Annotated in this window: 15 protein-coding genes and 1 tRNA gene; 5 read left to right on the top strand and 11 right to left on the bottom strand. The window is 69.3% G+C overall.

Annotation, left to right across the window (positions count from 1 at the left end):
• Positions 1–217: 217 nt before the first annotated feature.
• Entirely contained in the window at positions 218–1849 is a 1632-nt protein-coding gene (locus BMW67_RS03120) for a long-chain fatty acid--CoA ligase (protein ID WP_072745987.1), read from the top strand.
• 50 nt (positions 1850–1899) lie between these two features.
• Here the strand turns inward: BMW67_RS03120 and BMW67_RS03115 are convergent, their stop codons facing one another.
• Positions 1900–3606: a PHA/PHB synthase family protein gene (locus BMW67_RS03115; RefSeq protein ID WP_218139750.1), complete on the bottom strand. Its 1707-nt coding sequence runs from the start codon at positions 3604–3606 to the stop codon at positions 1900–1902.
• A gap of 344 nt (positions 3607–3950) precedes the next feature.
• On the opposite strand from BMW67_RS03115, the gene BMW67_RS03110 reads away from it, so the two are divergent.
• Genes BMW67_RS03110 through BMW67_RS03100 form a run of 3 tightly spaced genes read left to right on the top strand, consistent with a single transcriptional unit; the run spans position 3951 to position 6411 of the window.
• Positions 3951–4682, top strand: a complete 732-nt coding sequence (locus BMW67_RS03110; RefSeq protein ID WP_072745989.1) for an SDR family NAD(P)-dependent oxidoreductase — start codon at positions 3951–3953, stop codon at positions 4680–4682.
• A gap of 20 nt (positions 4683–4702) precedes the next feature.
• Complete coding sequence (locus tag BMW67_RS15925) at positions 4703–5710, top strand: amidoligase family protein (protein WP_083581084.1); 1008 nt, start codon at positions 4703–4705, stop codon at positions 5708–5710.
• A 35-nt stretch (positions 5711–5745) separates the two neighbouring features.
• Positions 5746–6411, top strand: a complete 666-nt coding sequence (locus BMW67_RS03100) for a gamma-glutamyl-gamma-aminobutyrate hydrolase family protein (protein ID WP_245728441.1) — start codon at positions 5746–5748, stop codon at positions 6409–6411.
• Positions 6412–6838: 427 nt separating this feature from the next.
• On the opposite strand, the gene BMW67_RS03095 is transcribed toward BMW67_RS03100, so the two are convergent.
• A complete protein-coding gene (locus BMW67_RS03095; RefSeq protein ID WP_072745991.1) occupies positions 6839–8284 on the bottom strand; it encodes an aldehyde dehydrogenase family protein in 1446 nt (481 codons plus the stop codon).
• A 121-nt stretch (positions 8285–8405) separates the two neighbouring features.
• Here BMW67_RS03095 and BMW67_RS03090 point away from each other — a divergent pair.
• Positions 8406–8482 (top strand) — tRNA-Arg (locus BMW67_RS03090).
• 471 nt (positions 8483–8953) lie between these two features.
• Here the strand turns inward: BMW67_RS03090 and csx16 are convergent.
• From csx16 to cas6, 9 genes are all read right to left on the bottom strand, one after another.
• On the bottom strand, positions 8954–10474 hold the full coding sequence (csx16, locus tag BMW67_RS03085; RefSeq protein ID WP_091764133.1) for a CRISPR-associated protein Csx16: 1521 nt from the start codon (positions 10472–10474) through the stop codon (positions 8954–8956).
• Positions 10471–11790 (bottom strand): TIGR02710 family CRISPR-associated CARF protein, encoded by a 1320-nt coding sequence (locus BMW67_RS03080; protein WP_072745992.1) that lies wholly within the window; start codon positions 11788–11790, stop codon positions 10471–10473. The genes csx16 and BMW67_RS03080 overlap by 4 nt, the downstream gene beginning before the upstream one ends.
• Entirely contained in the window at positions 11777–13267 is a 1491-nt protein-coding gene (csm5, locus tag BMW67_RS03075; RefSeq protein ID WP_072745993.1) for a type III-A CRISPR-associated RAMP protein Csm5, read from the bottom strand. The genes BMW67_RS03080 and csm5 overlap by 14 nt, the downstream gene beginning before the upstream one ends.
• Positions 13264–14196, bottom strand: a complete 933-nt coding sequence (gene csm4 / locus BMW67_RS03070) for a type III-A CRISPR-associated RAMP protein Csm4 (RefSeq protein ID WP_072745994.1) — start codon at positions 14194–14196, stop codon at positions 13264–13266. Before csm4 ends, csm5 begins: the two co-directional genes overlap by 4 nt.
• Positions 14193–15089 (bottom strand): type III-A CRISPR-associated RAMP protein Csm3, encoded by an 897-nt coding sequence (gene csm3 / locus BMW67_RS03065; RefSeq protein WP_218139747.1) that lies wholly within the window; start codon positions 15087–15089, stop codon positions 14193–14195. The genes csm4 and csm3 overlap by 4 nt, the downstream gene beginning before the upstream one ends.
• Positions 15011–15457 (bottom strand): type III-A CRISPR-associated protein Csm2, encoded by a 447-nt coding sequence (gene csm2, locus BMW67_RS03060; RefSeq protein WP_072745996.1) that lies wholly within the window; start codon positions 15455–15457, stop codon positions 15011–15013. Before csm2 ends, csm3 begins: the two co-directional genes overlap by 79 nt.
• Before the next feature lie 12 nt (positions 15458–15469).
• Entirely contained in the window at positions 15470–17998 is a 2529-nt protein-coding gene (gene cas10 / locus BMW67_RS03055) for a type III-A CRISPR-associated protein Cas10/Csm1 (RefSeq protein WP_125458972.1), read from the bottom strand.
• A complete protein-coding gene (csm6, locus tag BMW67_RS03050) occupies positions 17985–18776 on the bottom strand; it encodes a CRISPR-associated ring nuclease Csm6 (RefSeq protein WP_072745998.1) in 792 nt (263 codons plus the stop codon). Before csm6 ends, cas10 begins: the two co-directional genes overlap by 14 nt.
• A 273-nt stretch (positions 18777–19049) precedes the next feature.
• The gene (cas6, locus tag BMW67_RS03045; protein ID WP_125458973.1) at positions 19050–19958 is read right to left on the bottom strand and encodes a CRISPR system precrRNA processing endoribonuclease RAMP protein Cas6; all 909 of its coding nucleotides are present in this window, start codon (positions 19956–19958) and stop codon (positions 19050–19052) included.
• Between the last annotated feature and the right edge of the window lie 378 nt (positions 19959–20336).

Genomic DNA, 20336 nt, shown 5'->3' with positions numbered 1-20336 from the left:
CCGGCTGAGTCCCACTATGACCTGAAATAGTTAACAACGCCTGAAGGCGCGCGCCCCTTCGCGCGCTTTCGCCGCGCTTGCGCCCCGCCGGGCCTTGCGATTTTCTCTGGCGGCGCGCGCCCGACTGGCGCATTGTGCGCCCGACGCAGGCGGCGCGGAACAAGGTTCCGCAACGTCGCCCGCGCGCCGAACCCAAAGACGAAGCAGGAGCCGCGACATGCTCGGCCAGATGATGAACACCCAGCTCCGAATCTCTTCGATCCTGGAGCACGCGAACGCCGTCTTCCCCCATCAGGAAATCGTCACCCGCACCCCCGAGGGCCCCGTCACGCGCGCCACCTTCCGCCAGATGCGCGACCGCGCCCATCGCCTGGCGCACGCGCTTGCGCGGCTTGGCGTCAAGCGCGCCGACCGGGTCGGGACCATCGCCTGGAACACCCAGCGCCATGTCGAGGCCTACTACGCGATCTCGGGCATGGGCGCGGTGTGCCACGTGATGAACCCGCGCTACGCGCACGAGCAGCTGGTCTACATCATGAACCATGCCGAGGACGAGGTGCTGCTCATCGACCGCACCTTCATCCCGCTGGTCGCCGCCCTGCGGCCCAAGCTGCCCAGGCTGCGGCACGTCATTCTCATGACCGAGGCCGAGGCGCAGCCGACCGGCGCCGACGCGCCCTTCGAGATGCTCAACTACGAAGAGCTGCTGGCCGCCGAGGACGGCAAGGGCGACTATCCCTGGCCCGAGCTGGACGAGAACTCGGCCGCCGGGCTGTGCTACACCTCGGGCACCACGGGCAACCCCAAGGGGGTGCTCTACTCGCACCGCTCGACCGTGCTGCATGCCATGGCCACCGCGCTGCCCAGCGCCGTCAACATCGCCGAAACCGACAGCGTGATGCCTGTGGTGCCGATGTTCCACGTCATGGCCTGGGGCCTGCCCTATTCGTGCATGATCGGCGGCGCCAAGCTGGTGATGCCCGGCCCGAACCTGGACGGCGCCTCGCTGTTCGAGCTGATGGACGCCGAGGGCGTGACCATGGCCGCCGGCGTGCCGACCATCTGGCTCGGCCTTCTGTCCGAGATGCGCAAGCGCGGCCGCGCCCCGAACGGCTTCAAGCGCACGCTGATCGGCGGCTCGGCCCCCGCCACCGCCATGATCGCCGCCTATGAGGGCGAGTTCGGCATCGACGTCATGCAGGGCTGGGGCATGACCGAGATGAGCCCCGTCGGCTCGGTCGCCACCATCCCGCCCTCGAAGGCGCATCTGCCCTTCGACGCGCGCATGGCGCTCAAGTCCAAGCAGGGCCGGCAGGTCTTCGGCGTCGAGCTCGACATCGTGGACGAGAACGACCGCCCCCTGCCCCATGACGGCAAGACCTCGGGGCGGCTGGTGGCGCGCGGGCCGTGGATCGCCTCGGGCTATTACGGCATCGACCAGTCGCCGCTGACCTCGACCGGCTGGCTCGACACCGGCGACATCGCCACCATCGACGAGGACTCGTTCGTCACCATCGTCGACCGCGCCAAGGATCTGGTGAAGTCGGGCGGCGAGTGGATCAGCTCGATCGACGTCGAGAACGCGGCCATGGGCTGCCCGGGCGTCGCGCAGGCGGCGGTCATCGGCGTGCCCCATCCCAAATGGGACGAGCGCCCGCTGATCATCGTCGTCGCGGCCGAAGAGAACCCCGCCGACAAGGAGCGCGTCATGACGCATCTGGCCAAGGTCCTGCCCAAATGGCAGCTGCCCGACGACGTGGTGTTCATCGACGCGATGCCGCTGGGCGCGACCGGCAAGATCCTCAAGACCGAGCTGCGCGAGCGCTTCCGCGACCACCTGACGGGTTGACCCGCCCCGCAGCGCGCCCCGCCGCCCCCGACCGGGCGGCGGGGCGTCGCTCATTTCATGTGCACATAGCTTCCGGGCGCGTCGGGCAGCGCATCCGGGTCGACCCCCGGCGCGCCCATGCGCGGCGGATCGACCGGCGCGCCCGACAGATCGGCCAGCCACGCCGCCCAGCTGGGCCACCACGAGCCCTCGCGCAGCTCGGCCGCCGCCATCCAGGCGTCGGGGTCCAGGCGGCGCGCGTCATGGTGCGTCGTGCGGATGCGGTGGCGCCGGCGCGGATGCCCGGGCTCCGAGACCACGCCGGCATTGTGCCCGCCATTGGTCAGCGCAAAGGTCACGTCCGCATCGGCGAGGTTGTGGATCTTGTAGACCGAGCGCCAGGGGGCGACGTGGTCCGTCTCGGTTCCCAGCGCGAAGATGGGCGTGCGCACGTCGCGCAGCCAGACCGGGCGCCCCTCGACCTCGAACTTGCCCTGCGCCAGCTCGTTGTTCAGGAACAGCTTGCGCAGATATTCCGAATGCATCCGGTAGGGCATGCGCGTGCCGTCGGCGTTCCAGGCCATCAGGTCGGTCATGGGCGCGCGCTCGCCCATCAGGTATTCGCGCATCATCCGCGACCAGATCAGGTCGTTCGAGCGCAGGATCTGGAACGCCCCCGACATCTGCCCCGCCGAAAGCACGCCCTGCTCCCACATCATGTCCTCGAGGAAGCTGACCTGGCTTTCGTTGATGAACAGCAGCAGCTCGCCCGCCTCGGAGAAATCCGTCTGCCCGGCGAAGAAGGTGATGCTGGCAAGGCGGTCGTCGCCCTCGCGCGCCATGGCGGCCGCCGCGATGGCCAGCAAGGTGCCGCCCAGGCAATAGCCCGCCGCATGCACCTTCGCCGGCCCGACGATGGTCTGCACCGCGTCGAGCGCGGCCATGGGCCCCATAAGACGGTAATCCTCCATCGACAGGTCGCGATCCTCGGGGCCCGGATTGCGCCAGTAGATCATGAACACCGTGAAGCCCTGCTCGGTCAGCCACCGGACCATCGAGTTGTGCGGCGACAGGTCCAGGATGTAGCCCTTCATGATCCAGGCCGGGATCAGCAGCACCGGCTCGGGGCGCACCTTGTCGGTGGCGGGCGCGTATTGCACCAGCTCGATCAGGCGGTTGCGATAGACCACCTTGCCCGGCGTGCAGGCGATGTTCTCGCCCACGCGGAAGGCTTCGACGCCCGCCGGCGGCCTGCCCGAGACCATGCGCGCCCAGTCGTCCCAGAAATTCGCCGCCCCGCGCACCAGATTGGCGCCGCCCTCGCGCATGGTGCGCTCGAGCACCTCGGGGTTGGTCAGCGGGTTGTTCGCCGGCGAGAACACGTCCAGCGCCTGGCGGGCGCCGAACTCGAGCGCGCGCTCGTTGGCCTTCGAGACGCCGCGCACCCCCGTGGTCGCGTTCCACCACCATTGCTGGGTCAGCAGGAAGGCCTGCTGCATCAGGTTGAAGGGCGGCTTGCGCCAGCCCTCATGCGCAAAGCGCCGGTCCTGCGGCAGGGGCGCGATGCAGGCCTCGCCCTCGCCGCCCGTCAGCGCGCATGACAGGGCGAAACGCTGGAAACGCAGCAGCTTGCGCCCCGCCTTGTGCGCCAGAAGCGCCTGCTTGCCCGGCGATGCGGCCAGATGCACCGCCCAGTCCGACCAGATGGCCGCCATGGCGGCGGGCGACAGCCCCCCGGTCAGGCGCGCAAGCCCCGCGCGAAAGGCGCGGTCGGCCATCAGCGCGGTCTGCTCGGCGCCGTCGGCCGGCTCGGACCGGGGCGCCGGCCCCGGCAGCGGCGCGAATTCGGGCGCAGGGGGCGCAACGTCGCCGGCGGGGGCGCTGGCGGCGGGGGCGGCTCGGGCGCTGCGGGCGGGCTTGGCGTTGGCGGGGTCGGACATGACGGGCTCCCTGGCTCGATCCGCTGGCGGCGCCGCGCGCCCGGGCCGGGCGCGGCGTCGCGCCGCCCGCAACAGGTAGGGCGCTTGGCGCCGCAGCGCAACATGACGCGGCGCCGCGGTTTACAGCCGCGCCCGTTCGCGCCAAGCTGCGCGCGGCAAGCTGGACGAACCGGGAGGCGAAGATGGCGGACAAGGGCGCGGCGCTGATCATCGGCGCGGGCGACGCCACCGGCGGCGCGGTGGCGCGGCGTTTTGCGCGCGAAGGCTACGTCGCCTGCCCCGTGCGGCGCTCGGCCGACAAGCTGGCGCCCCTGGTCGCGCGGATCGAGGCCGAGGGCGGGCGCGCGCGCCCCTTCGCCGCCGACGCCCGGCGCGAGGACGAGGTGCGCGCGCTGGTCGAGACGATCGAGTCCGAGGTCGGCCCCATCGAGGTCTTCGTCTTCAACATCGGCGCCAACGTTCCCGCCCCGATCCTCGAGCAGGACGCGAAGCGCTACTTCAAGATCTGGGAAATGGCCTGCTTCGCCGGCTTTCTGAGCGGGCGCGAGACCGCCCGCCGCATGGCCGCGCGCGGACGCGGCACCATGATCTTCACCGGCGCCACCGCCTCGCTGCGCGGCGCGGCCGGCTTCGCCGCCTTCGCCGGCGCCAAGCACGCCCTGCGCGCGCTGGCCCAGAGCATGGCGCGCGAGCTGGGGCCGCTGGGCGTGCATGTGGCCCATGTGGTCGTGGACGGCGCCATCGACACCGCCTTCATCCGCGACAACTTCCCCGACATGCACGCCAGCCGCCGCCCGCTGGACGGGCTCTTGAACCCGGACAGCATCGCCGAGGAATACTGGCGCCTGCATGTCCAGCCGCGCGACGCCTGGACCTTCGAGATGGACCTGCGCCCGTGGATGGAGCGCTGGTGAGCCCCGGCGAAAGGACCCCCATGCGCGAGACGACCGAACAAGGCCCCTGGCTGCCCGCCGACCCGCGCGAGGACGCCGGCGCGGGCGCCGCGCGCTGGCTGCGGCCGCCGCGCCCTCTGGCCCAGGGCGGGCGCGAGCGCCTTCTGGGCGTCGAGCTCGAATTCTCGGGCCTGTCGGCGGCCGAGGCGGCCGAAGCGGTGGTGCGGGTCTTCGGCGGGCGCGCGCGCCAGCTGTCCGAGCACCGCGCCCTGGTCGAAGGCGCCGAGGCGGGCGATTTCGAGGTCGAGCTGGACTTTCGCTGGGCCCATGACGGCGCGCGCGATCCGCGCCTGCGCAAGATCCTGGGCGATCTGGGCGAGGCGCTCTTGCCCATGGAGGTGGTCTGCCCGCCCATGCCCCTGAGCCGCGCCCCCCGTCTCGAGGCCCTGCGCGAGGCGCTGCGCCGCGCCGGCGCGCGCGGCGTCGAGGAGCTGCCGCTGCATGCGCTGGGCGCGCAGCTGAACCCCGAGCTGCCGGACCTGGGCGTCGGCTACATCCTGCGCGCCGCGCGCGCCTATCTGCTGCTGAGCGACTGGCTGCGCGACGAGATCCAGCCCACCGCCGCGCGCCGCATCCTGATGTTCGCGCGCCCCTTTCCGGCCGGCTGGGGGCGGCTGATCCTCGACCCGGACTACGCGCCCTCGCTGGCGGGGTTCATCGACGACTACCTGCGCTGGAACCCGACCCGCAACCGCGAGCTGGACCTGCTGCCGCTGCTGGCGCATCTGGACGAAGAGCGCGTGCGCCGCGCCCTGCCGGACGAGAAGATCAACCCGCGCCCGACCTGGCACTGGCGTCTGCCCAACGCGCTGGTGGACGACCCGGACTGGACGCTTTCGCTCGAATGGAACCGCTGGGTGACGGTCGAGCGGCTGGCCGAGCGCCCCGACCTGATCGCCCGCCACGCGCGCGTCTGGATCGAGGATTCGCGCCTGCCGCTGGCGCTCGACCGGGTCGAGCATGCGCGCGCGATCCTGGACGAGCTGTGAGCGCGGCGTCCTCGCCTCGGCGCCCGGTGGTGGGCGTGACCAAGGGCCGCGGGCGCGGCTGGGCGCTGTGGGCCTTCGCGGCGCTGTCGCTGCGGCTGCACGGCGCGCGCCCGCGCCGCATCGAGCCGCCCTTCTCGCCCGAGGCGGCGCGCGGGCTTGACGCGCTCATCGTGGGCGGCGGCGACGACATCGGCGCGACGCTCTATGGCGGCGAGCCGGCGCCGGACATGCGCATCGACCCCGAGCGCGACGCGCTCGAGCTGCGGTTGCTGGAAGAGGCCTGGCGGCGCCATCTGCCGGTGCTGGGCATCTGCCGGGGCGCGCAGATGCTGAACGTGTTTCTGGGCGGCACGCTGCATGCGGACATCGCCCAGGCCTACCCCCATGCCCGGCGCCTGCGCACGCCGCTGCCGCGCAAGCATGTGCGCCTTGCGCCGGGCACGCGGCTGGCGCGAATCATCGGCGACGAGGCGATCGTGGTCAACGCGCTGCATCACCAGTCCATCGACCGGCTGGGCCAGGGGCTGCGGGTGGCGGCGCGGGACGAATACGGCATCGTCCAGGCGGTCGAGCATCGCGGGCGGCTGCTGCGCATCGGCGTGCAGTGGCACCCGGAATTCCTGTTCTACGCGCGCAAGCACCGGCGCCTGTTCGCGGCGCTGACCGACGCCGCCCGCGCCCACGCGGCCACGGCCGCCTGACCCGCGGCCGCTACCCGGCGCGGCGTCGCCGCCCGGCCGGCGCGGCGCGCCCGAGAGCCGCTCGCCCGCCCGCAAGGCGCGGCGTTTCGCGCAATGCGTTCGTCATGGCGCCCCCTCGGCGCGGCATCGGCAAGGCGCGCGCCGGCGGCCGGTTCCCCCGCAAGGCGCGGCTTGGCGCGCAGTGCGTTCGCCAGGGCGCGCCCGCGGCCCGCTTGACGGCCGCCGCGCGCACGGCCCGCACGCGCGCCGCCCATGCGCGCCCCGCCCCCGCGGGCGGCCCGCGGCGGCAAGCCCCGGGCCGCCCGCGCGGCGCCCGGTCCCGGCGCCGGCAGGCCGCCCTCGGCGGTCATGCGCGCCCGCGCAACACCGCGCCCCGGGAACCGGCCCGCTTGCGCCAGGCGCCCGCCGCGGGCGGGCGATCGCGCGCTCAGTCGGCGTCGGGGGCCCAGCCGCTGACGGCCTTGACCTCGAGGAACTCCTCCAGCCCCCAGACGCCGCCCTCGCGCCCGTTGCCCGAGGCCTTGACCCCGCCGAAGGGGCTGCCCGCCGCGCGCGACTTGCCGTTCATCTCGACCATGCCCGAGCGCAGGCGCCGCGCCACGCGGTTGCGGCGCGCGCCGTCGCGGCTCTGGACGTAGTTCGTCAGGCCGTAGGGCGTGTCGTTGGCGATGGCGATGGCCTCTTCCTCGTCCTCGAAGGGAATGATCGACAGGACCGGGCCGAAGATCTCTTCGCGGGCGATGGTCATCTGGTTGTTCACGTCGGCGAAGACGGTCGGACGCACGAACCAGCCGCGGTTGAAGCCCTCGGGGCGGCCGGGGCCGCCGGCGACCAGGCGCGCGCCCTCGTCGATGCCGATCTGGATCAGGCGCTGGATCTTGTCGAACTGCGCCTGGCTGACCACCGGGCCGATGTGGCGGCCGGGCTCGGAAGCGGGCCCGACCTTGACCGATTGCGCCGTGCGCGCGGCGATCTCGACCGCCTCGTCGTAGATCTCGCGCTGGACCAGCATGCGGGTGGGCGCGTTGCACGACTGGCCGGTGTTGTTCATGCAGTGCAGCGTGCCGCGCTTGACCGCGTTCTCGTCCGCGTCGGCGAAGATGATGTTGGCGCCCTTGCCGCCCAGCTCGAGATGCACGCGCTTGAGCGTGTCGGCGGCGTTCTTCGAGATGGCGATCCCCGCCCGGGTCGAGCCGGTGAACGAGATCATGTCGATGTCCGGATGCCCCGAGATCTGCGTACCGGCCCCCGGCCCGTCGCCGTTGACCAGGTTGAACACGCCCGCCGGCGCGCCCGCCTCGTGCACGATCTCGGCGAAGATCATGGCCGAGAGCGGCGCGATCTCGGAGGGCTTGAGCACCATGGAGCAGCCCGTCAGCAGCGCCGGCACGACCTTGAGCGCGATCTGGTTCATGGGCCAGTTCCAGGGCGTGATCAGCCCGCACACGCCGACGGGGTCGAGCAGGATGCGGTCCTCGGGCGCATGCGGGCCCAGGGGGCGTTCGAACTCGAAATTCTCGAAGGCGGTCAGGAAGTTGCGGATGTGCCAGCTGCCCGCCGGAACCTGCTGGCCGCGCGCCATGTCGATGGGGGCGCCCATCTCGCGGCTGATGGCGTGGGCGATGTCCTCGGCGCGGCGCTCGTAGATGGCGAGGATGTTCTCGACCAGCTCCTTGCGCTCGGCCCGGGTCGAGAAGGCCCAGCTGTCGAAGGCGCGCCGCGCGGCGGCCACCGCCGCGTCCACATCCGCCTGCCCGGCCAGCGAGATGACGGCGAAGGGCTCTTCGGTCGAGGGGTCGATCACCTCCAGATCCTCGGGGATGGCCGGGGCCGTCCAGCGGCCGTCGATGTAGAATTCGCGTTTCTCGATCATGCGAGGCTCCCTTGCGCGTCAGCGTCCGTCGCCCGCGATCTCGCCCCATTCGGCCCGCCAAGGCAAGAGCCAAGCGCGCCGTGGTTGACCGCCCCCCGCGCCGACCGCTAAATGCGCGCAAGGCCCCTTAGCTCAACCGGATAGAGCAGCTGACTTCTAATCAGCAGGTTGCAGGTTCGAGTCCTGCAGGGGTCGCCACAAGCCGATCAGGTCCACAGCTTGGTGCATTGCCGAGTGCGGCCAGAAGCGGAGCGCCTGACCCGCCCCCGAACATTGCCGCCTTGAGATGTGGCGTTTTCTCAACGTCTCGAAGGAACAGACGGATGCGAAGACGCTGTTTCATGAAAGCGATCATCACGGGATGGTCTGGCAACGGGAGACCGGGATGCCCACGGCACATGTCCGCGCGCTTCGCCCCGACCTCAGGCTCCGCCAGAATGCCCCCGCTCGGCAGATCTCGGCTCGCAAGTCGCCTGCCGGGCGGCGGATGAACGGTTCATGCCCGACGCTCGTTCGTTTCACTGTCCGTCCTCCGCCTTGGAACGGCCTCCCATCGAGTGCGGCGGAAAATTCCGCAACAGGTCACATACCCCGCAAGAGAGGGATTCCTTGACGGCGCGGCCAACGGAACGGGTCGCGCAACGATCCAGCCGGAATGGAAGCGACCGGTCATCCCAACTTGCGAGCATGCATCCGCACGAGCCGGGCCCCGGCCGCCTGAAGTTCGTCGGCGGATAGTTCATGTCCGCGGCGCTCGTTCCCGAGATTGACCGAAAGAATGTCGCAGATCACGCCAAGATCGCAAAGACGGGCGACCAATTCGACCGGCAAGGTGCCAACCACGCGATCGCCTGGCCGCAGCGCGGCGATGTGCTCATCCGTCATGTGCCGGACGATCTCGTCGCCTAGGATGCCTTGAGCGCGCAGCCAGTCGACGGCGCCCGGATGGCGCGTCACGATGATGGTCCTGGGAGGCTCGGCAATCTTGTCGACCAGGGTCTTGACGTTCGCGGCCAGCTTCTCGCCGGGCTCGGGATTGCCGCGCATGCCCGCATGCAGAAGATCGTTGCGCCAGCTCCAGAGACCGCGGATTCCGCTCGCCTCGGCGGCGGCGCGCTCGGCCCTCTCCCGCGCCTCCCGATCGAAGTCCGCCCGCCCGGCGCGGATCGCCTCGGGGGTCGCGGCGACTCGGCTCACGATTTCCTCGCGGGCGACGGCGGCCGCTTCCATGAGGCGCCCGAAGCGCCGGTAGAGCTGCGCCAATGCAGAGCTCGCTCGACGCGCTTGCGGAGCGGCCAGGCCCTGTTCCCGAGCCGCCGGTTCGGGCACGATCAGATCCTGGGTCATCTCGAGCAGGTCGTTGATCAGAGGAACCAGCGCGGGATGGTCCCGATCGCACTCTTCGGCCCAAGCGCGCAGCGCCTTGTGCAACGCTTGGGCTGACGGCTCTTCAAACTTGCCGTTTCGCTCGACGCCGACCAGCAGAGCCGCCATGCGCGTGGCGGCCAGATCGGCGGCGAACCGGCGCAAGGGATTGACGAGGCGGCTTCTTGCGTATTCCCGCTCGCCCCGCCTTGCCCGCTGGGCGATCCGCCGGCGCTCGGCCTCAAGCGCCTCGGCCAGGGGCCGGGCGTCGCCGGTGCGTTTGAACGTGGCCGCCGCCTGCGCGAAATGCATCATCTCCACAAACGGCGACAGGTCCCAGATGGGGGCCATGTTGTCGGCCTTCGCCTCGAAAGCTCCGTAGACGATGCGCATGTCCCGGGGCAAACGTCCCGCAGCGGAAAGCACCGCAAGACCCGCCCCCGCGAAAAACGGCTGCGCCCGAAATCCGTGGGTTATGTCGATGACGAGGGGCGTTTGGGCATCTTCGGAAAGGGTGTCGCGCATGATGCGGAACTGTTCGCGCAATTCCGCTTCGGATCTGCCCGACGGGATGCGCCGCATGCAGACAACCCGCCCATCCTGTTCCAGAGCCTCGCCGAGGGCCTCGCCATTGGCTTTTTCGGCCTCGCTCGTCGCCAGCACGATCACCCGCTCGCAATCCAGCAACCGGGCCAACGCCTGGGCTACGAAACGCGACTCGGCGATGCGATCGCCGAGGAAATAGGTGGTGGCGCTGTATTGCCCGGTTCCCAGAAAAGTGACCAGACGCGGGTGCGGAGATGGGTCTTCCTTGGACGTCGTCATGTATCAGGCCACTGGTTCGGCAATTGCTCGAGCGTAGGTCGCCCCAGAAGGTCTTCCCACAAGATCGCACGCCTTTGCAGGAACCAACTGCGCGCCTCGCGCCAATCCCTGCTGGCGAGCGCGACGAAGCCATGGGCGAGGATGGACTGGTTGCGTGCGCTTTGCCACGGAGGCGGACCTGCGGAGGGCCAGACCTCGCCAAACGGATCGCGGCCTTCCAGCCTGGCCAGAAGCTTGCGCGCATCGGAAAGGGCGAGACGGTAAAGATCGCGCCCGGTTTCCGCGTCGCGGCGCGCCGGCAGCCTGGACTTCAGCGCGTCGGGCAGGAGCCGACCCTCAACCCTGGCGGCGTCGATCCCGTGCCGCCGCCACAGCCGGGCCTGGACGGCGGCTTCGGCCAGACGATAAAGGCGCGCCACCGCGTCATCATACAATCCGTTGTCGGCCCGCCGATTGGCGTTCAGCCACAGGTCTTCTGCCAGCTCGGGACAAGGCTGGCCGGATTTCTCCGCAAGAGTCCGCAGGCGCCGAACCAGGCCAGACGATCGAAACGCTTCGGCCCAGGGCGCGCCCTCGTCAAGACCGGCGACCAGGATCGCCCAAGCCCGTTTGTGATCGAACCTGTCCCAGGCTTCCAGAACCGACAACGTCTTGGACCATTCCTCGCAGCGGCGCGCCCAGGCGCGAGGCGCCCGGCGCGCCATGGCCGAGATGTCTCTTTGCAGCCGACTGGCCACGGCCAAGGCGGAGCCGTATTGGCGACGGCCCAAAAGATCGCGGATCATGACGAAGCTTCGCCCAAGCCCGACAAGATCGCCGGGCATTTCCACCGCTCTTTCCGTCCCGGCCGCGACCTTCGACAGGTCGGACCGGCGACCGGCCATGAATTGCAGCCTGACGTTCGGGTGGGCGGTGGCCGCCAGAACCATGGCCGCCGTCATCGTCTTGGTGCCGCCGGTATAGTCGACGACCACCCTGCCGCGTCTCGCCTGGGTGGAGATGCAATCGTCGATCCGGGCCAGCGCGCGATCCAGATCGTCGGGCGGAACCTCGAGAACCTCCCACTCGCGGGGACATTCCGGAAGATTGGCCAAGCCCGGTCCCCGTCCTTCCGGGGGGCCATGGCTGATGTCGTCATCCTCGACCATCGCCCGCGAGCTGGGGCTGCCATCGGAGCCGTCCGACACCACGAAGACGATGCGCCCGGGCCTCAGCTGCGTGATCGCCGTTGCGAGCGGCTGCGGACTGCCTCCGACCGAGAGGACGAGAATCTCGGCGTCATTCGAAAGCTGCGCTTGCGCCTCAGGCATCGCCATCGATCTGATCCACCCGAATTGGCTCGGGCCCATCCCCGAAATCGACAAGGACCTGGTCAGAGGGCTTGTGAGCGCGCGTGACGTCTTCGGCCAGAATGGCTTCCTCTCCGCCCACCAGTATCCGCGCGCCCTTCGCATGGAGCAGCTGCGACCCCAGCGCCGTGTCGCGTCGTCCGGCCTGTTTGCTCCCATGACCGGCGCCGGCCGAGATGCTTGGATTCGGGCGATGGACCGGCGGCGAAAGATACCTGTCCGGCGCCTTCCGCGCCCACGCGTCGGCGCGGACCAGCAAGGCCCAGCCAAAGGGCGCAGGATGGCCCGACAAGTCGATGACGTGGCGGGTCGAGCCTTCCTCCGCGAAACGGCCGCTCCCCTTTGCCTGAGGGCGCTCCACTCTGCGCACGGGCGCCAGCGACTTCGCTTCGGCATGAGCCGCCCAGCCGATCCGCAACAGGGCGGCCTCGGGGTTCTCGCCCCCGCGGTCGAATGCGTCGAACAGCTTCAGGCAATCGTGCAGGCGCCGCCCCTCGGGCCCGCCGAAGTATTTTTCAAGTTCGCGGCGCCATAGCTCGCCATGATGAACCTCGAGCGCCTCGAGAAGACGGGCCACGCTGGCGATCTCGCTCCTGGGACTGCGCTTTGCTTCGGCGTCGAGATGGGCGCGCCGCCGACGCACCTGCTCTGCCCTCAATCCCAAGGCGACGCGCATGATCGGCGGCTCGCCGCCATCCATGACGGAGCGCAGCCTTTCGTAGTGCATCTGCTTCTTGTCATCGAGGCGATAGCCGTCCCTGGCCTTTTTCCAGTCGCCGACCTTGTCGATGCGCGTCCCGTCGACCGGAACCCTGACATCGCCGACAAAGACGTCGCGGAACGGATCGGCGTCGGTCTCGTCCTTGCCCTTCGCCAAATCGAGAAGGGTCCGCTCGAGCTCCTTCGCGCAGGCCGCGCGGCTGTCCTTCCCGCGCGGCGGCATTGCGGCCCACGATTCCAGATGGGGAATTTGCCAGGGATCGCGGCCGCGCGCCTGCTGCTTCTTCCGATCCCACAAATGGCGCAGCCATGCGGTGCGCAGCGCGCCTTTCAGCGAAGACCCCGGAACGATCGGCCGCCCGCCCGAGCGGTGGAAGGCGTTGATCAGGTTCAGGCGCCCGTGGCCATCGCGCCGCAGATCGACGTTGCGGGCGCTGTCCTGGCCGATGGGAATCCGTTCCAGAATCTCGTCGTCGCGCGCACGCTCCTGCAAGGACCTGATCAAGCCCTGCGGGTCCCTGTCGAACTTCGCGATCAAGTCGGTTCGCATCCTTGCGTCCAGCCGAGCCAGAACGGCCCGCGCCGCAACGCGCTCGACAAACGCGCGATCCTTGCTCAATCGGTAGTCTTCGGGCAGAAGTCGCGCCTCCTCCCCGCCGCCCACGTGGATGGGCGTAAGCGGGACAAGGACGAATTCATGCGTTGCGAACTGAACTGACGTCACGCTGCCGCCTCCGCCCCTTCGGAAAATGGAATGGCGATATGTCGGGCGTTCAGCCTGATCTCGGGCCGCTCATGGTGAAGCCCTTCGAGCATCCGGCCAAACGGCCCTTGATGCCTGGGCCGGAACGTCATGCCCGGCCGGGTCAGAAGCACCGGCCGCTTGAACGGGCTGACGCCGGCCAGCGTCAGGCGGGCGCCTGCGCGCCCGTAATGCGGCTCGAGCCGCCACAATGCGTCTTCCATGCCCTGCGGATCGACGACGCCGCGCGAAAGGCTCATGCGCCGCTCGCCGCTGGCCCGAAGCAGCTCGCCGTCTTCGACGACCGCCTCTACGGTCCACCGTCCGCGGCCTGTCGAGGAGTCCCGGCCGAAGCCTTGATCTCCGAGAAGTTCGAAAAGGCTTTGCACGCGATCAGCAGCATCCAGGGTCTGCACGTATACGTCGGCGCGGCGCGGATCCGCTCCTGCAACCGGGGCGGTCTGCGCGAAACGCCAATCCTCTTCCAGAAAGAACAGCCCACCCTCCGCGAGCGTGCCCCGCCCGGACCGATGAACATGATTGTGCGCAAGCCGCCGCATGCTGGCGGGCTCCGGCATCAGCGCATGTTCGGGCAGAGCGGTCTCGTCCCACCCGGAGCGATGCTTGAGCCATGCCTCGCGCGAAACGAAGGCCAGCCTTTTCCGCTTCTTGACGGTTTCGAGCTTGTCCGCGGACAGGGCCCTCGGCTTGACCAAGGGGCGCGGAAGATGGCCTGACGGGAAGCCATCGGACACGATCCAGGCTCGGCGAGGGTCGTCCAGCCACCGCCCAAGGGCGCTCTCGCCATCGCCGTCGCGGATCAGCCAGCACAGCTGGCCGAACAATGTGGGTCCGACCAAGGGCGTCCCCAGCGGGGACTCCAGCCTCAGCGTCACGCGATAGAGGGTCATTGCGCGGGCTCGTCGGCTCCGAAAGCGCGCCTGACCGCCGCGAGTATCTCGGAAGGCGGCGCATCCGTGCCGAAGGCGTGCCCCTTGCGGATGTTGTCGAGCTTTTCCTCGCTCGCCGGCCCCTTCAGCGCAAGATCGGCGAAGCGGACGCGGCCATAGCCGCGCGATCCCGAGCCGCCCAAGGCATCCTGTTCAAGCAGATCGAACCCCTGGATGGTCCAAGCCAGGCACTTCAGGTCGTCCGCGCCGTGATCGCCCCCGACCGAAAACACCCGAAACGCAGCCTCGAAGGAAAAACGGGCGCCTGGGGGCACGCGCTCGGTTTGTCGCGCGCCCACGCCGTCCAACGCCTTTCCGGCAATCCTGTCTATGGTGACCTCGGTCTTGATCTCGGTCAGCTCGCCGCCGGAAGACAGCGCCCGCTCGCGCCACTCGCCATCCAGCATGGCGTCGCGCACCAAAAGCCGCGTCGGGCCTTCAAGCCACGCCTCTTTCTTGGCCGCCGTTCCGAAGATGCGAAGGATCGGATCGCCAGGCGAGACGTCGTCGCTTGTCCATCCCCAGACTTTGCCGTCCCCATTGGCGCGCACCTTTCCGAACGCCCATTCCATGAGAAAGCGCAGCTTTCCCTTGATGGATGATCCTGGCACGTAGGGGTCGCCTTGCGGCGTCTTGACCACAGGGTTGTCGATCCCGCCGATCTGGATCTCGTCGTTGCCGGCGCCGATATGCAGCCCCGTCTCGACCACCAGCGTCGCCGTCAAGATCCCCTGGCCAAGATAGGCGTCGACGGTTCTTTGCGAAATGCTCATGATCATCCCCTCCGGCCGTTTGCGTGCCGCCCCGCCTCGCTCCGGCCGGGTTTGTTCTGTTCGTCGAATACGCGATGCCATGCCACCACGGCTTCGAAGTGGCGCGCGAACACCTTGAAGTCTTCGATGCCGCGCACCAGCGCGGCGTGGTGCGCGGCGAACTCGGCCAGGGCTTGGCGCGCCTTTTCTCTGGCGGCCGCGTAGGCGGTCGTCGCCTTGAGAAAGGCCATGGCCACCAAGGCCTGTTCGTCAACGGCCTTCTCCCCGTCAAGCTCGATCTTCCGCAGATCCGCTTTCGTCTGCCCGAAGAACCGGCGAACCTGAGAGGGTTTTATTTGCGCCCAGTTCTTCGCCTCGGCCCGAGCCTCTTCGTCGAACAGTTCATGCCGCGGGACTCCGTCGGAGGTGAAATAAGCCCTCGGACGGCCGGTGGATGTTTGCGCGTTCATGACCTTGCAGCCTCACCTGTTTCTGTAAATCGCGTGGCTGATCGCAAGCCGGGCGCCTGGGACAACGCGATCCGCTCCCGACCATCCGTCGTCAAGCCCGAACAAGCCGAGGATGGCCTGACGGATGTCTTCGTTTTCCGGCCCCTTGAGGTTCCGCGCCATCTGATAGCCAAGCCGCGCCATCCAGGCGTAGTCCGACGACCGGGCTGCGCCCCTGGCCACCCTTTGCCGGGCGTCGTCGATCGCCAGAAGACGATACAACATCGCGATGGGAAGCCGACGGTCGCGAATCCAGCGATTCAGGTCGCAGGCCCGATCAAGCGCCCGCGAAAAAGCGCTCCATTCCATCGGCGAGGCTTCGATCGCGCTGATGCGGTCGCGCCCCGCATCCTTGGCTTCGGCAAGACGTTTTTCGGCTTCTCGCGCGGCGATGGAAATCGGGGTTCGCGGATCGAACAAGGCGATTCCGACCGAGAAGGTCAGATCCGGATTTCCCCCCGAGAATATCGAAAAGTCTTCTCGCAACGCTCGGGCAAGCTCCAACCCCTGCCGCCATGGCAGCACGAGCATGAAGTCGTCGCCGCCGGCATAGACGGTGTAGCTGTCGGGAAAGCGTTCCCGCAAAAGCCATGGCAGTCGAAGGGTGAAATAGGCGTCGATCATCCGCGACAGCGCCGCGCTGCGCGCGATCGACCACCTCTCGCCCAGGCCGCCGGCGAAGATCCGTCCCAGGCGATCCACGTCGCCCTTCACGAGGGCGAGCATTTCGCGTCCGAACGGCCGACCGTTCTCGATCTCGCGCGCGTCCCTCGCCAGCGCCTCGAACGTCTTGACGCCGGACGGTTCGACGTCTTCGAGGTCCTCGTATCGGCTGACATCGTCTTCGAACCGCGCGACCCAGGCCGGCCCCGGGCGCAGCGGCGCGGGCCCATGCGCGGGCTTGTCCAGCAGCCATCGCCAGCCAAGGCCGTGATCGTGCCGGTCTTCGCCCTCTCCCATGGGCAGGAGGTAGTCGTGCCACAGCAGGGTCTCGGCCGACGCGGCTCCCGCCTTCGCCTCTCGGATCACGACGGCGCGCGACTTGGGCAAGTGCGCCCCCAGCAACCGTTCGCCGGCGCATGCCCGGCAAAGGCCGTCCTTCTCGGCGGAAGACGCGCTCGCGGCCGGCGCGGCCACCGCCGGTCGCACCCCGCAAGTCGTGCAAGCGCCGGCGGCTGTGAACTCCATCCGCACGACGCCTTGCGCCGCCTGCTCTGCGAACAGCCGCAGCTTGGCCATTTCGGCGGTCATAGCGATGCTTTCGCGCACCGCCTCGGCCCGACTCTGCGGAGCGCCGGCCGCGTTCGGCGTGGCGATGAGGTCGCCGGCGCTAAACGGATCTGACAGCGCGAGACCCAGCGCCAGCTCTCCGCTGTATTGCTCGATGAACCAGGCGTCGAAACGCCGGCGCAAGGCGTCGACGATGTCCTCTGCGTCGGCCACATTCGGCACAAGCGCCAGAAAGCGCCCACCGGCAGCCTGCAGGGCGGCGCTCATGGGCAATCCGAAGGCGCGCAGCGCTTGGCGAATTGCGGCGTCTGCGATCAGCTGGAACCGAAGCGAGCGCCCCCGCAAGGTCTTGTTCAACCCCTTGACGCCTTCGCTTTGCAGCCTAAACAGGGTGGCCTGCAGGCCGGACAGGTCGCCGATCAGAAAGCGAAAGGCCGGGAGCGAACGATCGGTCTGCATGGACCGCTCGAACAGCGTGCCGCTCCTTTCATGATAACGGTAAAGCACGCCCGCAAACGCCGCCGCCGCGCGCGAATGATCGTGCAGGGAAACGTCGGGCTGGTCCATCGTCGAGGACGGGATCGACCACAGGAACCTCTCGGAGAGGGAGAGGACGCATTCTTCAAAAGCGGACGGATTATTGGCGCAACGTCGCGCCGCATCGTTCCATTCGGATTGGAACTGATCCCAGACGCGCGCATAACCGCTTTCGACGTCCTCGCCGCGGATCCGGGATGCGGGCGCCAGGGCCTCGGCGGCAAGCTCGCCCGGCAAATGATGGCCGCGCTTCGCGTGCGCGTCGCCAAGACGAACCGACGTGGCGATGGCTTCGATCGGCGTGCGGCGAAACCGGCTTCGGGCCGGCCCGCTCGCGTTCCAGGTCTCCTCGGCCTCGACGTCCTTCGTCTTGCGCTCGAAACCGGCCGCCATTCGGTCGGCCAGGGTCACGATCTCCGACAGCGCCAGCCCGGGCGCGCCTGGGGCGGCCTGCAGCGGGCGGTGATGATAGACCGCAAGGTTCCGGACCCAAGCGCGATCCGCGCCGGCGGGCCAGAACAGCCGGCCCGCTTCGCACTGGTCGAAGAACCAGTCGCTCCACAATGCGTGCCAGTGGCTCGGCCGACCGTTGCGCATGGGCAGCACATCCGATTGCCGGTCCAGCAGCTCCTTGGGCATGCCGCCGCGAACGGCCCGCTGGATCAGCTTTCCGATATCATGGAGCAAGCCGGCCAGCGCCACTTCATGAACCGTTGGAAGGCTATGCTTGTTCAAGAGCGTCTCCTTGGCGAAGGCGGATGTCTTGCGGCGTCAGGGCGAGGCGGCATTCGGATTGCGCGCGCGCCCCGTGGCGCCTTGCCAACGCTCCGCCGCCCGGCCGCATCCCGCAGTCGCGCGCCAGCGCATTCAGCCGAGAAACCTTCTCCTCAACCCATTCGCCGTCGAGCGGATCCGGAAGATCGAGCCGACGCGCCCGCGGCGCCTTGCGATAATGCGCCATGAAGGCTTCGCGCGGCGCGCCGGTTCTCGGCACGCCCCGCCCTGACAGGCATGCCTCGGCCAGCATCGCCAGGAACGCGAGCGGCGCCGGAGGCCAGTCCATGGCCATCCCATCCCACCAGAGCCGGCCCTGCGCAGGGTCCACCACCAACCTTGGGGCGTCGATCGCATCGTCGAAGGCCGCTTCGACCGCCGCGTGCGGATCGAGCCCGCCGGGCAGCGCCTTGCGAAGGCGTGGAAAGGGCAAATCCAGCAGGCGGACGCGCGCCTCGGCGGCATCGACCGCTCGGCCGTCGGGGCCAAAGAACCGGCGCGCGCGCCGGGCCGGAAAGAAGAAGTCGGATCCTGCGAGCCATTCCGGCTCTACAAGAACATGGCTCAGACGGTCCTGCGGCCGGCCGTGCAAGGCCATGAGCGCGCCCAGCATCGCTGCGGCCGGCTTTCTGCCGCCCGCGATCGACACATGCAGCGAACCTTCGTCAGAGGCGGTCAACTCGCCGATGAGAGCCGAAGCCCTGCGCGCGAACAAGGCCAGGGCCCTGGCCGCGTCCATGTCCCCGCTGTCGCTGTCGATCTCGACGATTTCGGCCCCGCGCCAAGGCCGCAGCCCCGCTTGCGCCCCACTCGCGCCCCCAGGCCGCGATGCGCCCGCTTGTCGGATGCAGCAGATGTTCGCGCACGACGCGCGCCCCCCGCGGCGTCGTCATCAGAATGAGGCGCGACGGCAGACCCTCGCCCGCCGCGTGCAGCGCGTGCAAGGTCTCGGTCACGACCTGCGGCGAAAGGCCGACCGAAACCAGCAACACCTTGCGTGCGCGCTCTTCAGTCAAAGGGGTTCTGCCTCCACCTGGCCCAGCCCCATGCTCGTGCCTTTTCCCAGGTGCATGAGCGGCAGCCACCGCGCCAGCTCGCGAATGCCCGGAGCATCCGCGAAATCCACCGTCGCCTCGCCAACCATGCCGCCGATCGCCTGCGTCGCCTTCTGACGCGCCGAGCGCCGCACCAGCCGCCGCCACGAAAGATCTCGGGCCAGGATGCGCACCCGCGTCGCCTCGGCCGTCAAGGCGGCGAAATCCAGCGCCGTCGCGCCATCGCCATGAAACGTCGCCATCAGCCCCACGCGACGCAAGATCGCCCGCCCCAGCGTCGCGCCGTCAAGGGTTTCGCCGTCGATCGGCTTGCCATGCCGCATCAGCCGAACCGGCGTGACGAAGACCAACCGCGTTCTTTCGGCCAAGGCCGGCGGCGCCGCCTGCGGAGCCGGCGCCGGGCAGCCGCCTCCGGGCTTCCAGCCTTCGCCCCCGGCCAGGGTCACCTCGCACAGATCGAACGGCGTCCGCTCGGGGCCCAAGCCGCGCCCGGCAGCCTCCTCGACCGCGCGCGCGATGAAGGGCGCGTCGCCAAGCGCGGCGCCGAAAAGGTTCATCCCGAAGTCGATCCGCCCGACCTTCTCGCCCCGCGCGGGGCGCAGATTGGCGCGCAGCACGAAAGGATGCGGCGCGCGGTCATAGCGACCGCCCTCCGCCGCGCCCGCCCGCGTCTCGAACAGGCGGACGTAAAGGCACCCGCGCACCAGCGGGCACCCCTCGCAATCGCGCCGCCGCATGGCGCAGACCAGCCGCCTGAGGGCATGCCCGAACGCCCCGCGCAGCATCGAGCCGTCGAAGGCCGGGGCGATGAAAGGCGCTCGCGGCGAAAGCGAAAACCGAACCCAACTGTGCTGCACCTCAAGCATGCAACGCACCATATCGAAACGCGCAATGAGGGCAAGCCGCGACAAGCTTGTCGTCCCATTCCTTGCGGCCCGTCCGGACGATCCGCTTGCCCGCGCGGCCAGCCGCGGCTAGCCTGCGCTGGGCCCAGGGGCGAAGCCGCGGCGCGCCGCATCGCGCGAAGGCCAAGCCGGCCGGGCCGGGCGCGGGAATCTTTCGCAGTTCGCCGCGCGCCGCTCTTTGAAAACTCGGGGTTTTTTCCGCCCATGAAGAACCGTTTCCGTCTCAAGTCGCCAGCATCGACGCGACTTTCGCAACTGGCTCGAATCGCCCTTTGGCATCAGCGACTTGCCAAGGGGGGTGAGTCGAAAGACATGCCCCGCCACCAAGGGGATTAAGAC

The organism is Oceanicella actignis (assembly GCF_900111545.1).
Classification (GTDB): Bacteria; Pseudomonadota; Alphaproteobacteria; order Rhodobacterales; family Rhodobacteraceae; genus Oceanicella; species Oceanicella actignis.
Note: the sequence above shows the minus strand (reverse complement) of the source record. Positions and strands in the feature narration are given on the sequence as shown.

Bases quoted from the DNA above. Each gene is read 5' to 3' on its own strand.
- BMW67_RS03120 (WP_072745987.1), top strand. From the start codon at position 218: ATGCTCGGCCAGATGATGAACACCCAGCTCCGAATCTCTTCGATCCTG.
- BMW67_RS03115 (WP_218139750.1), bottom strand. From the start codon at position 3,606: ATGGCCGACCGCGCCTTTCGCGCGGGGCTTGCGCGCCTGACCGGGGGG.
- BMW67_RS03110 (WP_072745989.1), top strand. From the start codon at position 3,951: ATGGCGGACAAGGGCGCGGCGCTGATCATCGGCGCGGGCGACGCCACC.
- BMW67_RS15925 (WP_083581084.1), top strand. From the start codon at position 4,703: ATGCGCGAGACGACCGAACAAGGCCCCTGGCTGCCCGCCGACCCGCGC.
- BMW67_RS03095 (WP_072745991.1), bottom strand. From the start codon at position 8,284: ATGATCGAGAAACGCGAATTCTACATCGACGGCCGCTGGACGGCCCCG.
- csx16 (WP_091764133.1), bottom strand. From the start codon at position 10,474: ATGACGACGTCCAAGGAAGACCCATCTCCGCACCCGCGTCTGGTCACT.
- BMW67_RS03080 (WP_072745992.1), bottom strand. From the start codon at position 11,790: ATGGCGATGCCTGAGGCGCAAGCGCAGCTTTCGAATGACGCCGAGATT.
- csm4 (WP_072745994.1), bottom strand. From the start codon at position 14,196: ATGACCCTCTATCGCGTGACGCTGAGGCTGGAGTCCCCGCTGGGGACG.
- csm3 (WP_218139747.1), bottom strand. From the start codon at position 15,089: ATGGCATCGCGTATTCGACGAACAGAACAAACCCGGCCGGAGCGAGGC.
- csm2 (WP_072745996.1), bottom strand. From the start codon at position 15,457: ATGAACGCGCAAACATCCACCGGCCGTCCGAGGGCTTATTTCACCTCC.
- csm6 (WP_072745998.1), bottom strand. From the start codon at position 18,776: ATGGACGCGGCCAGGGCCCTGGCCTTGTTCGCGCGCAGGGCTTCGGCT.
- cas6 (WP_125458973.1), bottom strand. From the start codon at position 19,958: ATGCTTGAGGTGCAGCACAGTTGGGTTCGGTTTTCGCTTTCGCCGCGA.